Raw genomic sequence first — 13,728 nt, forward strand, 5'->3', positions numbered from 1 at the left:
AAGTATGATTATACCTTACGCCGGACCATTCATGACGAAGCGCGCATCGCACAGGTAACGCACAATATCCGTTTTCGTATGTTCCGCTGGATTGCCCGCCGTACTGACAAACAGTTTATTTACTTTGCGAATATTTGCCCGCAGCAGTTTTTCGATTGTCATCAGGCGAAAGGCATCATTCTCAACGCAGAAAAGCTCGTAATCGCCCAGACGTTCGCCACAAATTTCACAATGGTTCATCCAGTAACGAAGCCCGGTGGTTTTACTTTTATCGAGATAGTAATTGCTGGCTTTGATGTTCTTTTTTATCTCTTCAGGCAGAGAATTAATGTGGAACAAAAAGCTGTTACGCCTGACCGACTGCCAGCCCTGACCATCCTGATTTTTCTTAATAAAGCGGGTAAACATCACGCCATGAATACGGGTAATTTGGTGGCAGCTCCAGCAGTGCATCTTCGAGGTAATCACCAGATAGTACGGGGCGACGATATTGAAACTGTCGGTATCATAAACATAGTCACGCAGCGCCCCGTTTAGCTCATGGGGTTCGGTGTACCAGATACCTGAAATCTTGTCGAAATGTGCGCCCTGACAGGCCACATCGGTGACGTTATCAGTATGAATATCCAAGGGAATAATATGGGTTACATCTATCACATTGCCTTCCTGAGGGATAATTTGCCCCCACGTTGCGTGGGGGACGGGAACAGAATTAATGAGTGACGGGAGCAGATTGTTGACGTAAAGAAGTCACCTGCTTTTGCTTGTCCAGCTTATCAACCAGCGGTTGCACAACCTTCTCTCCCTGCTGGCCGAAATATTGATACAGCGTATCGGAAGCGCTTTGCGTCAACACCATGATCTCAATGCGACGGTTACCGGCGCTTTCCGGGTTTTTCGCATCCAGCAACATTTGGTCCGCCATCGCGCTGACCTGCATAACTTTATCCTGCGGCATTCCGGCATCTTCCAGCACGCGTCGTGCCGACAATGCGCGGTCGCCGGAGAGGTTCCAGTTGTTGTAAATATTGCTCTTATAGCTCATCGCGTCAGTATGCCCGGTGATGATTATCTTGTTATCCAGCGAGTCAAACACGGGAGCCAGCTCAACCAGCAGAGATTTAAAGAACGGCATAATTTTGGCGCTACCGCGTTCAAACATATTGCGGTTCTGGTCATCTTTAATCAGTACGCGCAGCCCCTGAGGAACAATCTCCATCTCGAGGTTAGTTTCCATATGCGCGTTGCGGGCGATGACATTAATGTCGGTCGCCAGCTCGCCCAATTCACGGGCTGATTTTTGCTTCAGTAACGTTGTTTTCTCGTTCACGTCTAACGCCTTTTTCGCGTTTTCTTCCGTGATCTTCGCCGTCTCCTGCGGATTGGCGGTTTTATCGAGTTTGTTGCGCGTGACGTTTTTCTTCTGCGCACCCGGCGCTATCGGCTGCTTGCCCAGCTTGTTTAACGGCGCCATACCGCCACCGTTAAAGATTGACTGGCCATGCAGCGCTGCCACGATGTTTTCACGGTCAGCTTTACTGACGCTGTTCACGATCAACTTTATCGTGGTGACCAAGGGCGCCGAGCGTATCTCCGAAGTTTCGGCCCGCTTTACCCTCGACGCCATGCCCGGCAAGCAGATGGCGATCGACGCCGATCTGAACGCGGGGCTGATTAATCAGGCTCAGGCGCAGGCGCGACGTAAAGACGTGGCGGGCGAAGCGGATTTCTATGGCGCAATGGACGGTGCGTCGAAGTTCGTGCGCGGTGATGCCATCGCCGGGATGATGATCCTGGCCATTAACCTGATCGGCGGCGTCTGTATCGGTATTTTCAAATACGATTTAAGCGCCGAAGCTGCATTCCAGCAATACGTACTGATGACCATCGGTGACGGTCTGGTCGCCCAGATCCCGTCTCTGCTGCTGTCAACGGCGGCGGCGATTATCGTTACTCGCGTGAGCGACAGCGGCGATATTGCCACTGACGTGCGAAGCCAGCTGCTGGCCAGCCCCTCCGTGCTCTATACCGCCACCAGCATTATGTTTGTACTGGCGGTGGTGCCGGGAATGCCGCATTTCCCATTCCTGGTGTTCAGCGCCCTGCTGGGGTTCACCGCCTGGCGTATGAGCAAGCGCCCGAAGGTGGCTGAGACCGAAGAGAAAAACCTTGAGACGCTGACCAAAACTATCGTTGAAACCACTGAGCAACAGGTCAGTTGGGAAACGATCCCCTTGATTGAGCCAATCAGCCTGAGCCTGGGCTACAAGCTGGTGTCGCTGGTGGACAAATCTAAAGGGAATCCGCTCACCCAACGTATTCGCGGTGTGCGGCAGGTTATCTCAGACACGAACGGCGTGTTGCTACCGGAAATTCGCATTCGCGAAAACTTCCGTCTAAAACCGACCCAGTACGCCATTTTTATCAACGGGATCAAGGCTGATGAGGCCGATATTCCCTCAGATAAGCTGATGGCGCTGCCTTCCAGTGAAACCTACGGTGAGATCGATGGTGTTTTAGGTCACGATCCGGCCTACGGTATGCCGGTCACGTGGATTGTCCCGGCGCAAAAAGCCAAAGCGCTAAATATGGGGTATCAGGTCATTGATAGCGCCAGCGTTATTGCAACGCACGTGAATAAGATCATTCGCAACTATATTCCCGACCTGTTTAACTACGACGATATTACGCAACTGCATAACCGCCTCTCTTCGATGGCGCCCCGTCTGGCGGAGGATCTGAGCGCGGCGCTGAATTACAGCCAGCTCCTGAAGGTTTACCGGGCACTGCTGGTCGAAGGTGTGCCGCTGCGCGATATCGTCACTATTGCTACCGTTCTGGTCGCCAGTAGCGCCGTCACCAAAGATCATATTTTGTTAACGGCAGATGTGCGTCTGGCGCTTCGTCGCAGCATTACCCATCCGTTTGTACGCAAAGATGAGCTGGCGGTGTACACCCTGAATAATGAGCTGGAGAATCTGCTGGCAAATGTGGTGAATCAGGCGCAGCAAAGCGGCAAAGTGGTGCTCGATAGCGTACCGGTCGATCCGAATATGCTCAATCAATTCCAGACCAATATGCCGCAGATTAAAGAACAGATGAAAGCCGCGGGTAAAGAGCCGGTCCTGCTGGTCGCACCGCAGCTACGTCCTCTGCTCGCGCGCTATGCGCGCCTGTTCGCTCCGGGTTTGCAGGTGTTGTCTTATAACGAAGTTCCGGACGAGCTGGAATTAAAGATCATGGGGGCGTTGAGTTAACCCCTGACGAGGCGGTGTCATTTGCACCGCCTTGTTGATTACAGAATGGTATTTTCCGTAAGAATACGACGGGCGCCGAGGTAATGATCCTGCCAGAAGTCATCGGATAAATTACTCACCCGAATGGTTTCTCCGGTACGCGGCGATTCAATAAATTGTCCCTGCCCCAAATAGACGCCCATATGATCGGCAATATCCCGACTGTGAATATGAAAGAACAATAAATCCCCACGACGAAGGTCGCGATTGGCGACGATGGTCGCCCGCCGATAGTGATACATTTCATTCGCCGTACGCGGCAATTTTGCCGCCAGGATTTTGTTGTAGGCATAAAAAATCAGCCCGCTGCAGTCAAAGCCCTGATCCGGGCTGGTCCCGCCCCACAAATAAGGTTTACCCAGCTGCTGCTCGAGACGGTGGATTGCCACTTCGGTCATGTTATGCAGATGATCGCTACTGAGAAAATGGTCATTCTCAGCCAGCTCTTTCCAGCGATGATCGCTCGCTTTCAGCGGCCCCGGGAACCACTCCGGGTGCTGTTTAATCAGCGTCCTGTTCTGCTGTCGCAGCGCGCTTTTACTTTGCGCATTTCCTTCCACCACATAACTTGCCTGCTTTTTTACCTGCGCGTGGTACTGCTTCAGCAGCCGGGCGCGGTTACGCATGCGCATTTGCGCCGCATAGCTTAAATGGGCGTCAGATAAGAGGGGCTGAACTTTGGCGACAGACGGTGAGGACAACACAACACACAAAGACAGCAGACCCGGCAAAAAGCGTCGGGGTGCAGAGACAAAAGACATGAAAACAAAAATACCTAATTAAACACGTTCGGCGCAGTCTACCGCTGTTGCCGGGTATTCCATTTTAATATTCGATTATTAAATTATTAATTTTTTAAATTCAATACATTAGGAATTCTGCACTCATAAGACTAAATGAAGTGCGCTCACGCGCAAAATACGCCGCTGTCTGACTGCCTTTAAGTACAATTTTCCGTATAAAGAAAATCTAAAGTGTAAACGCCGCACGAGAGACTTGCGAAAAACTCTCTGGGTGATAATGTGAGCGCTCCAGATCCAGATTTATCCGATTTGGGGACTCTTTTTGCCGTCCTGGCGTGTGTAATCGTTTTATCAAGGAATAAGCAGTATGCGTAAAATCGCATTTTTTCTTGCGATGCTTTTATTGCCGTGCGTTTCATTTGCCGGTTTGCTGAGCAGCAGCAGCCCGACTACGCCTGTCAGCAAAGAATATAAGCAGCAATTAATGGGCTCCCCCGTCTATATCCAGATCTTCAAAGAAGAGCGCACGCTGGATCTGTACGTCAAGATGGGCGAACAGTATCAATTGCTCGACAGCTATAAGATCTGCAATTATTCCGGCGGCTTAGGGCCGAAACAGCGTCAGGGTGATTTCAAAAGTCCGGAAGGATTTTACAGCGTACAGCGTGGACAGCTGAAACCGGATAGCCGCTTCTATAAAGCGATTAACATTGGTTTTCCTAACGCCTACGACCGCGCCCACGGTTATGAAGGTAAATACCTGATGATCCACGGCGCCTGTGTTTCCGTCGGCTGCTACGCGATGACCGACAACGGCATTGATGAGATTTTCCAGTTTGTCACCGGCGCGCTGGTGTTCGGACAGTCCAGCGTCCAGGTTAGCATTTACCCGTTCCGCATGACCGACGCCAACATGCAGCGACATAAGTTCTCATATTACAAAGAGTTCTGGTCGCAGCTAAAGCCGGGATACGATTACTTTGAACAGACGCGTAAGCCACCGACCGTTTCCGTCGTCGATGGCCGTTACGTTATCAGCAAGCCGTTGAGTCACGAAGTGGTTCAGCCGCAGCTGGCATCAAACTACACGCTCCCCGAGACAAAATAATGCCCACTCGCCTGGCATAATCTTTTGCCAGGTTTCATTGCCGGTTAGCGGCTGAGTGGCAATCACGGTGACCACATCGTTGGGTGTGGTCTCTGAGCTAAAATCGATTTCCACATCCTGATCCAACAGCGTCGCTACGCCAAACGGCGCACGGCGCGTGATCCAAAACAAATTGGTCGAGCAGAAGGCCATCACATAACGCCCGTCAGACAACAGCATGTTGAAGACGCCCTTCTCCCGCAATTCTCCTGCCAGCATCGCAATATACTTAAACACTGCCGTCATATTGCCAGGCGTGCGCGGATAACGCTTTGTCAGCTTGTGGAGCAGCCAGCAGAAGGCTTTTTCGCTGTCGGTTTCCCCAACCGGGCGGAAATTACCGGTTTCCAGCGATTTATAGCCGCTGAGCTGTCCGTTATGGGCGTACGTCCAGTTACGTCCCCACAGCTCACGCGTGAAGGGATGGGTATTTTCCAGTGCTACTTCACCGCGATTCGCCTGACGAATATGGGCAATCACGGAACAGGATTTGATGGGATAGTCTTGTACCAGTTTGGCGATAGGCGAGTTAAAGCTGGGTTGCGGATCTTTAAACGTACGGCAGCCCTTACCTTCATAAAACGTAATACCCCAGCCGTCTTTGTGCGGCCCGGTGCCTCCGCCGCGCTGGACCAGCCCGGTGAAGCTAAAGCAGATATCGGTTGGCACATTGGCGCTCATCCCGAGCAGTTCGCACATACATCACCTACCTTAAAACGGTTAATTGCCTGCCAAGACCGGCAAAGCACAGCTTGTAGGCCGGATAAGACGCTTGCGTCGCCATCCGGCACAATGCCCGATGGCGCTTCGCTTATCGGGCCTACAAGTTCCTGGCCCGATAAGACCGGCAAAAATTATCGGCTTATTTAACCATCTCTTTTTCGATCAGTTGAATCAGGATATGGATCACTTTGATATGAATTTCCTGAATACGGTCAGCGTAGCCAAAGTGCGGCACGCGAATTTCGATATCTGCGCTGCCCGCCATTTTGCCGCCATCTTTCCCGGTCAGGGTGATCACTTTCATCCCTTTCTCGCGCGCTGCGGCAATCGCTTTAATTACGTTACCGGAGTTACCCGAAGTAGAGATGCCTAACAGGACATCGCCCGCGCGGCCCACGGCTTCAACGTAGCGCGAGAACACATAATCGTAACCAAAATCGTTGCTAACGCAGGAGATATGGCTGACGTCAGAGATAGCGATCGCCGGATAGCCAGGGCGGTTTTCACGATAGCGTCCAGTCAGCTCTTCGGCGAAGTGCATCGCGTCGCAATGGGAACCGCCGTTACCGCAAGAAAGTACCTTACCACCGGCTTTAAAGCTGTCTGCCAACAGGACCGCCGCGCGCTGAATGGCGTGAATATTGGCGTCATCTTTAAGAAAATTAGCCAGCGTTTCCGCCGCTTCGCTCAGTTCGTTACGAATAAGATCCTGGTACATGAGGATATCCTTCAGCATGAATGTAAATGACAAGATGCAGTGTACCGGATAGCGCTACAAGCGAGAAGTACAAGCCACAGGAATGGCTACGGCTTTTGATTTTTTGTGCCGGTTAAAACGGCAACAATGTGAGCTTTGTTGTAATTATTTTGTAAACACATTGCTAAAAGAATTTACATCCACTACAACCATATCATCACAAGTGGTCAGACCTCCTACAAGCAAGGGAGCTTTTCGTTATGATGATTTTGAGTATTATCGCTACGGTTGTTCTGCTCAGCGTTCTGTTTTATCACCGCGTGAGCTTATTCCTCAGCAGCTTAATTTTGCTCGCCTGGACGGCTGCGCTTGGCGTGGCTGGCCTGTGGTCAGTCTGGCTGCTGGTTCCTCTGGCCATTATCCTCGTACCGTTTAACTTTACGCCGATGCGCAAATCCATGATCTCTGCGCCGGTGTTCCGCGGTTTCCGTAAAGTCATGCCGCCGATGTCGCGCACCGAGAAAGAAGCGATTGATGCCGGTACGACCTGGTGGGAAGGCGACCTGTTCCAGGGCAAGCCAGACTGGAAAAAACTGCATAACTATCCTCAGCCGCATCTGACTGCTGAAGAGCAAGCGTTTATTGACGGCCCGGTGGAAGAAGCGTGCCGCATGGCGAACGACTTCCAGATAACCCATGAACTCGCGGATCTGCCCCCGGAACTGTGGGCGTATCTGAAAGAACACCGCTTCTTCGCGATGATCATTAAGAAAGAGTACGGCGGGCTGGAATTCTCCGCCTATGCTCAGGCTCGCGTATTGCAGAAACTCTCCGGCGTATCCGGGATCCTGGCGATCACCGTTGGCGTACCTAACTCGTTAGGCCCAGGCGAACTGCTGCAACATTACGGCACCGAAGAGCAGAAAAATCATTACCTGCCGCGTCTGGCTCGCGGTCAGGAGATCCCATGCTTTGCTCTGACCAGCCCGGAAGCAGGCTCCGACGCAGGCGCGATCCCTGATACCGGCGTAGTTTGTATGGGCGACTGGCAGGGCCAGCAGGTGCTGGGTATGCGCCTGACCTGGAACAAACGTTATATTACGCTGGCCCCTATCGCTACCGTACTGGGTCTGGCATTTAAACTTTCCGACCCGGAAAAACTGCTGGGTGGTGAAGAAGATCTCGGTATTACCTGTGCGCTGATCCCAACCTCAACGCCGGGCGTACAAATTGGGCGTCGCCACTTCCCGCTGAACGTACCGTTCCAGAACGGTCCGACCCTCGGTAAAGATGTGTTCGTACCGATTGATTACATCATCGGTGGTCCGAAAATGGCCGGTCAGGGCTGGCGCATGCTGGTGGAATGTCTGTCCGTGGGACGCGGTATTACCCTGCCGTCTAACTCGACGGGCGGCGTGAAATCCGTCGCGATGGCAACCGGCGCGTATGCGCACATTCGTCGCCAGTTCAAAATCTCTATCGGCAAAATGGAAGGTATTGAAGAGCCGTTGGCGCGTATTGCGGGTAACGCCTACGTGATGGATGCTGCGGCGTCGCTGATTACCTACGGTATTATGCTGGGTGAAAAACCGGCGGTGCTGTCGGCTATCGTGAAGTATCACTGTACCCACCGTGGGCAGCAGTCAATCATCGATGCCATGGATATCACTGGCGGTAAAGGCATTATGCTTGGCGAAAGCAACTTCCTCGCCCGTGCTTATCAGGGCGCGCCAATCGCTATTACCGTTGAAGGCGCCAACATTCTGACCCGTAGCATGATGATCTTCGGTCAGGGTGCAATTCGCTGCCATCCGTATGTACTGGAAGAGATGGCTGCGGCACAGAGTAACGATGTGAATGCGTTCGATAAGCTGCTGTTCAAACACATCGGTCACGTCGGCAGTAACAAAGTACGCAGCTTCTGGCTTGGCCTGACGCGCGGCTTAACCAGCAGCACGCCAACCGGCGATGCGACCAAACGTTACTACCAGCACCTGAACCGTCTGAGCGCCAACCTGGCACTGCTTTCAGATGTATCCATGGCCGTACTGGGCGGTAGCCTGAAGCGCCGTGAACGTATCTCCGCGCGTCTGGGCGATGTGTTAAGTCAGCTGTATCTGGCCTCCGCGGTACTGAAACGTTATGACGATGAAGGCCGTAATGAAGCCGACCTGCCGTTGGTTCACTGGGGCGTTCAGGATGCGTTGTACAAAGCGGAACAGGCGATGGACGACCTGCTGATAAACTTCCCGAACCGTCTGGTCGCTGGCTTGCTGAATGTGGTTATCTTCCCTACCGGTCGCCACTACCATGCACCGTCAGACAAATTGGATCATAAAGTCGCGAAGATTTTGCAGGTTCCAAGCGCTACCCGTTCTCGTCTTGGTCGTGGTCAATACCTGACGCCAAGCGAGCATAACCCGGTTGGTTTGCTGGAAGAGGCTCTGCTGGATGTGATTGCAGCTGACCCTATCCACCAGCGGATCTGCAAAGAGCTGGGTAAAAACCTGCCGTTTACCCGCCTGGATGAACTGGCGCACAATGCGCTGGCTAAAGGGCTGATTGATAAAGACGAAGCCGCGATTCTGGTGAAAGCCGAGGCGAGCCGTCTGCGCAGCATCAACGTGGATGACTTTGAACCCGAGGAGCTGGCAACTCAGCCGGTAAAGTTGCCAGAGAAGGTGCGTAAAGTCGAAGCCGCATAACGACATACGCACAATGCCGGGCCCCGCTTAATGCGGGGCTTTTTATTGCCACATTTTCGTTAAAGCTCATGTTACAGTGTCAAAATGTTGTTCAACGAGGAGCCTCGATCGTGCCTGGTTTGAAAATTACTCTGCTGCAACAACCGCTGATCTGGATGGATGGCCCGGCCAACCTGCGCCATTTCGACCGTCAACTGGAAACCGTCACTGGACGTGATGTCATTGTGCTGCCCGAGATGTTTACCAGCGGATTTGCCATGGAAGCGGCAAGTAAATCGCTGGCGCAGGAAGAGGTTGTAAGCTGGATGCGCGCTAAGGCGCAGCAGACCAACGCCCTCATTGCAGGCAGCGCCGCTCTCCAGTCTGAACGCGGCCCGGTCAACCGCTTTTTACTGGTCGAACCCGAAGGTCATGTCCATTTCTATGATAAGCGCCATCTGTTCCGCATGGCGGATGAGCATCAGTATTACCAGGCAGGTGACGCGCGGGTTATTTTTGAATGGCGCGGCTGGCGTATTCTACCGTTGGTCTGTTATGACCTGCGTTTTCCAGTGTGGTCGCGCAACCGCAACGATTACGACCTGGCATTGTATGTCGCCAATTGGCCGGCGCCGCGTTCGCTGCACTGGCAGGTTCTGCTCACAGCACGGGCGATTGAGAACCAGGCTTATGTAGCAGGATGTAACCGCGTGGGCACTGACGGGAACGGCCATCATTATCGCGGTGACAGCCGGGTGATTAATCCGCAGGGTGAGATTATTGCCACCGCCGAGCCGCATCAGGCCACACGCATTGACGCAGAACTGTCACTCTCGGCGCTGCGCGAGTATCGCGAGAAGTTTCCCGCCTGGCAAGACGCCGACCCGTTCACGCTATAACTCTCGCCTTCACTCCCGCTGCACAACATTTTCCGTGGCGGGATTGTTTCACTCCGTAACCAACCGCAAAACAAATTCGCGTGGCGACATGCGGCGGGCATCGTATTCTGCAAAGGATAATCACTCGTAACCAGCGAGTGGCAGACAATGTCGATAATTCCCTTATCAGGATTTCAATAATGAAGAACTTCATACGCATGACTTTGCTGGCAGTTACCGTGGCTGGCGCTTCTTTTAGCACGCTTGCAGCAACGACATCTAATGTTCCGGCTCCCGCCCAGGATCCGATAGTTCAGCACCTTAAGTTGAGCACCGACCAGGTTGCGCAGATTAAAAAACTGCACCAGCAGCTTGAAACCAACGTTAGCCAGATTTCGGTGAAAGATGTTAAAGACGGCGCGTTGATTGACGTCATCAAGTCCGGGAAATGGGATGAAGCTGCCGTCAAGAAACAGCTTTCTGCGTTCAGCAACATCGAACAACAGGCACGTTATTATCGCGTGAAATACTATTTTGATCTGAACAAAGTGCTGACCCCAGCACAGCGCCAGCAGGTGCAAAAAGATATCGCACAGACGCTGAGCGAGTAATGACCAGGGCCTGAATCAGCAATGGTTCAGGCTTTTCGGTAAGACTTCCTGCTCAAACAGAAATCCCTGCACCGCGTCTGCGCCGCTCATGCGGCAAATGGCATAATCCTGCGGCGTTTCCACTCCCTCGACAACAACCCGGTCTCCCAGCCCGCGAAATTGATTGACCAGTACCCTCAACTGCCACTCCGATGTCCTGAACTGATGAAACATTTCGCTTTCAATTTTGATGGCATCGAAACGGATGCCAGACAGCCGCCAGACAAAAAATAGCTCGGGTGAAACGTCATCCAGCCACACGCGAAAACCATGGCGTATCAGGGTTTTTACGGCCATGCATACGGTCTGCTGTTCTGCCTTTTCCAGGCGCATCATGGTGCCTGGATCCTGAATCTCGATAACAATCCGCCCCTGATGCGCCTGCCGGGCGAGCTGCGCAATCCATGGCAGGCAGGTCAACATCCTGACGGATAAATTCAGCGAAAAGCTTCCTGAGAGTGCCAGCACCCGCCGCATTTGCCACAGGAATAGCTGCTGCTTTGCCGTGATGGAAAGATGCTTGAAAAAAAGATCCAGTGGTAGCGGCGTACGTACCTGGCTTAACACCTCGCAGACATCCAGCGATGGATCATCAAAAAAATGAATGCGTTGCAAACGGATCCCGGTGATCCGCAGCAGTTCGGCGTTGCGGGGAAGCTCTGGTACATAGCGGGCCTGTTCGCTGAGTCTGTTCATATCATTCCATTTTTTGATTAAAAGGACGTCGTGCATCCTGCAGCCACGGGATACGGCGATCATTCGGATACGTCAGGTAAAAGCGCCTCGCCAGACGATGCGCCTCGACCAGGTCGCGTTGCTGCAACGCCAGTAAGATTTGCGTGAAAGAGACGTTCGGATCGGGGTGAACACGCACATAGTCAGGCGCCCAGCGGCGGACCGCTTCCAGCCAGTGAGCATCCCGGGAGCGCTGATAGCGTTGCAGATATCCCATCTGGACATCAAACCGGTAGCGAGTGGCAAGGAGCCAGCCTCCCACAGGGAGCGACTCAGCCAGACGCCACTGCGCTGACTGCCGCTCCGCCAGCGTCAATTGCTGTTGCGTGCGCAGCGAGAGAAGCAACAATGGTGTGAAGGCCAAAAACGAGATCAGTGCCAGTCCGCGCAACAACGACGTTGACGTAAGCGTCAGGCGAGCCCCTTTTAACGGGAGGTCTGCACAACGAAGCAGCAGGATCAGCAGTAACCAGTGTGGCGTTGACTGCCTGACGGGGTATTCCGTCAGCATATGAATCACCACCGGCAGCGCCGCCACCAGACAGGCGCGACGCCAACGATTCCCATGCTTCCAGAGCCAGAAACCACTCGCAATAAAACACAGCGCGCCCACCAGCCCAACCAGACCGCCCTCCACCAGCCATAACACCAGTTCGTTGTGCGGATGCGAGATACTGCTCAGCCCCAATGGCCCCGCGCGTTCGAGAAACACAGAAGCAAAGCTGCCCACGCCCCACCCCGTCCACGGGCGTTCGGCAAATAATGCCAGCGACGTTTTGAGCACCGTCCAGCGCACCTGGGAAGTGGTGAAGTGATCGACCGTAGCGACGGACAAAAAATGGCGGGCGAGCGACCCCGCCGCCATGCCTGACGCCAGCGGCAACAGGAGTAGCAACAACGGACGGCGCTGCGTCGGGAAAACCATCAGCATCAGCACTTCACCGACCGCCACAGAGAGGTAACCGGTTTGCGACTGGGATTCATGCAGCACAAATCCCATCATCACCAGGCCAACCCCGATGACAATTCGATACCCGTCGCGCAGGCGTAAAAAGAGCGTGGCTGACAGCAGTACGCCACAGGCCGTGAAGCTGGCCATCAGATTAACCTGCTGAAAAATACCGTAGGGCCGCGTGCTGCGCCGCCAGGCAAACTCCCAGTAATCAACGCCCGGCCAATGCCAGTACTGATACATAAACGCCAGACATTCAATGACGCACGCCCCCCAGAGCAAGGCCAGCAGTGTCGTCAGGGATCGTGCCGCAAGCGGAATTTGCACCGTCACCAAATAGACGAGAACGCCTCCCAGTAAGGCTCCCGCGACCAGCAGGGCCTCGGACTGCCAGACATCAGGCGTCAGCAGGCATAGCAGCGTCAGAATGAGCGCCCCCATCGTAAACCCCGTGGCAGGTACAGTGATGCGCCAGCGTTGATGAGGCACCAGCACTGATGCGCATGCAACCAGCACAACGGCGTAGATCCAGCTCGTGATATTAAGCGGTAACGACAGACCGCTGCCGCCGTTATTCGGCCAGTAGAGATGCATTGCCCCGCACCAGAAAAACAGACTAATACCGAGCAATAATTTTTGCGCAGGCAGCGGCGCAATACGATTCAGTGCGTTCATCATGCTACTGGTAGTTCAGTATCCAGGTCCCGCTGGCGCTGAACGGACCGTATTCGAGAGACTGATTTTTTATCGCCGATGGCTCCGCCGCGACCCACGCCAAAAAATTCAGCGTCATCGAGCCTTCCGTTATCTCTTTGACTGACGTGCTCTCATCAAGGCGGATTGCCGTGCCGTCCTCTTCGCTCATCCCAATACCGATCCCTGACGCGCCGCCTTGTTCACTGCGATCCAGCGCCAGATGATCGGCCAGCTCCGCATCCTCACGACCGCTGAAGGTAACCGAGATCCCGCGAAAAACCTCAGGGTTGCAGTCGCGTAACTGGATACTGAATTTTTCTGGCTTACTGCGCCCCGAGAGATAGAGATCCTGCGTCGCGATTTGCTTGAAATCGACCTCGATTTTGTCGCCACCGGGGACCAGGCTGCAGGCCAGCGCTCTGATGGTGCCGTGAAAATACATATCGCCGCCGACCAGTTTGGTATCGGCCTGCGCCGTGCCGCCAAGCAGTAGCACTCCGGTCGCGATTAACGCCGTAAATCTCATG

12 protein-coding genes and 1 pseudogene are annotated in these 13,728 nt (G+C 53.6%); 5 read left to right on the plus strand and 8 right to left on the minus strand.

Annotated elements, in window-relative coordinates; translation table 11 throughout:
• Positions 1-15: 15 nt before the first annotated feature.
• Together WHR59_RS18915 and lafU are read right to left on the minus strand one after the other, a co-directional pair.
• A complete protein-coding gene (locus tag WHR59_RS18915) occupies positions 16-657 on the minus strand; it encodes a DNA primase (protein WP_286523632.1) in 642 nt (213 codons plus the stop codon).
• Between the two features lie 55 nt (positions 658-712).
• Positions 713-1,627, minus strand: coding sequence for a putative lateral flagellar export/assembly protein LafU (lafU, locus tag WHR59_RS18920; protein ID WP_200001725.1), 915 nt, complete (start codon positions 1,625-1,627; stop codon positions 713-715).
• On the opposite strand from lafU, the pseudogene WHR59_RS18925 reads away from it, so the two are divergent.
• Positions 1,539-3,257 (plus strand): annotated as a pseudogene (locus WHR59_RS18925) (flagellar biosynthesis protein FlhA); the annotation flags it as partial. The gene lafU and the pseudogene WHR59_RS18925 overlap by 89 nt on opposite strands.
• 38 nt (positions 3,258-3,295) lie before the next feature.
• On the opposite strand, the gene WHR59_RS18930 reads toward WHR59_RS18925, so the two are convergent.
• Positions 3,296-4,057: a C40 family peptidase gene (locus WHR59_RS18930; protein ID WP_043015242.1), complete on the minus strand. Its 762-nt coding sequence runs from the start codon at positions 4,055-4,057 to the stop codon at positions 3,296-3,298.
• A gap of 349 nt (positions 4,058-4,406) precedes the next feature.
• Between WHR59_RS18930 and dpaA the strand changes: the two genes are divergently transcribed.
• Positions 4,407-5,147: a peptidoglycan meso-diaminopimelic acid protein amidase gene (gene dpaA, locus WHR59_RS18935; protein WP_043015241.1), complete on the plus strand. Its 741-nt coding sequence runs from the start codon at positions 4,407-4,409 to the stop codon at positions 5,145-5,147.
• Here the strand turns inward: dpaA and WHR59_RS18940 are convergent.
• Both WHR59_RS18940 and lpcA read right to left on the minus strand, forming a co-directional pair.
• A complete protein-coding gene (locus WHR59_RS18940) occupies positions 5,118-5,885 on the minus strand; it encodes a class II glutamine amidotransferase (protein ID WP_149281180.1) in 768 nt (255 codons plus the stop codon). The genes dpaA and WHR59_RS18940 overlap by 30 nt on opposite strands.
• A gap of 163 nt (positions 5,886-6,048) precedes the next feature.
• Complete coding sequence (gene lpcA / locus WHR59_RS18945; RefSeq protein WP_043015239.1) at positions 6,049-6,627, minus strand: D-sedoheptulose 7-phosphate isomerase; 579 nt, start codon at positions 6,625-6,627, stop codon at positions 6,049-6,051.
• 239 nt (positions 6,628-6,866) lie between these two features.
• Between lpcA and fadE the strand changes: the two genes are divergently transcribed.
• The 3 genes from fadE to WHR59_RS18960 all read left to right on the plus strand — a co-directional run bounded on the left by fadE (position 6,867) and on the right by WHR59_RS18960 (position 10,779).
• Complete coding sequence (fadE, locus tag WHR59_RS18950; RefSeq protein WP_043015238.1) at positions 6,867-9,311, plus strand: acyl-CoA dehydrogenase FadE; 2,445 nt, start codon at positions 6,867-6,869, stop codon at positions 9,309-9,311.
• A 110-nt stretch (positions 9,312-9,421) separates the two neighbouring features.
• On the plus strand, positions 9,422-10,189 hold the full coding sequence (locus WHR59_RS18955) for an amidohydrolase (protein ID WP_043015237.1): 768 nt from the start codon (positions 9,422-9,424) through the stop codon (positions 10,187-10,189).
• 179 nt (positions 10,190-10,368) lie between these two features.
• The gene (locus WHR59_RS18960) at positions 10,369-10,779 is read left to right on the plus strand and encodes a Spy/CpxP family protein refolding chaperone (RefSeq protein ID WP_075145166.1); all 411 of its coding nucleotides are present in this window, start codon (positions 10,369-10,371) and stop codon (positions 10,777-10,779) included.
• A 15-nt stretch (positions 10,780-10,794) separates the two neighbouring features.
• Here the strand turns inward: WHR59_RS18960 and WHR59_RS18965 are convergent, their stop codons facing one another.
• Genes WHR59_RS18965 through WHR59_RS18975 form a run of 3 tightly spaced genes read right to left on the minus strand, consistent with a single transcriptional unit; the run spans position 10,795 to position 13,727 of the window.
• Positions 10,795-11,514: an EAL domain-containing protein gene (locus WHR59_RS18965; protein WP_043015235.1), complete on the minus strand. Its 720-nt coding sequence runs from the start codon at positions 11,512-11,514 to the stop codon at positions 10,795-10,797.
• Between the two features lies 1 nt (position 11,515).
• The gene (locus WHR59_RS18970; protein WP_338843379.1) at positions 11,516-13,183 is read right to left on the minus strand and encodes a PglL family O-oligosaccharyltransferase; all 1,668 of its coding nucleotides are present in this window, start codon (positions 13,181-13,183) and stop codon (positions 11,516-11,518) included.
• 1 nt (position 13,184) lies between these two features.
• The gene (locus WHR59_RS18975) at positions 13,185-13,727 is read right to left on the minus strand and encodes a fimbrial protein (protein ID WP_043015233.1); all 543 of its coding nucleotides are present in this window, start codon (positions 13,725-13,727) and stop codon (positions 13,185-13,187) included.
• Between the last annotated feature and the right edge of the window lies 1 nt (position 13,728).

The organism is Citrobacter europaeus (genome assembly GCF_037482245.1).
Classification (GTDB): domain Bacteria; phylum Pseudomonadota; class Gammaproteobacteria; order Enterobacterales; family Enterobacteriaceae; genus Citrobacter; species Citrobacter europaeus.

Coding starts and splice junctions, on each gene's coding strand:
- WHR59_RS18965 (WP_043015235.1), bottom strand. CDS start 11,514: ATGAACAGACTCAGCGAACAGGCCCGCTATGTACCAGAGCTTCCCCGC.
- WHR59_RS18960 (WP_075145166.1), top strand. CDS start 10,369: ATGAAGAACTTCATACGCATGACTTTGCTGGCAGTTACCGTGGCTGGC.
- WHR59_RS18940 (WP_149281180.1), bottom strand. CDS start 5,885: ATGTGCGAACTGCTCGGGATGAGCGCCAATGTGCCAACCGATATCTGC.
- fadE (WP_043015238.1), top strand. CDS start 6,867: ATGATGATTTTGAGTATTATCGCTACGGTTGTTCTGCTCAGCGTTCTG.
- lafU (WP_200001725.1), bottom strand. CDS start 1,627: ATGGCGTCGAGGGTAAAGCGGGCCGAAACTTCGGAGATACGCTCGGCG.
- WHR59_RS18970 (WP_338843379.1), bottom strand. CDS start 13,183: ATGATGAACGCACTGAATCGTATTGCGCCGCTGCCTGCGCAAAAATTA.
- WHR59_RS18975 (WP_043015233.1), bottom strand. CDS start 13,727: ATGAGATTTACGGCGTTAATCGCGACCGGAGTGCTACTGCTTGGCGGC.
- WHR59_RS18930 (WP_043015242.1), bottom strand. CDS start 4,057: ATGTCTTTTGTCTCTGCACCCCGACGCTTTTTGCCGGGTCTGCTGTCT.
- dpaA (WP_043015241.1), top strand. CDS start 4,407: ATGCGTAAAATCGCATTTTTTCTTGCGATGCTTTTATTGCCGTGCGTT.
- lpcA (WP_043015239.1), bottom strand. CDS start 6,627: ATGTACCAGGATCTTATTCGTAACGAACTGAGCGAAGCGGCGGAAACG.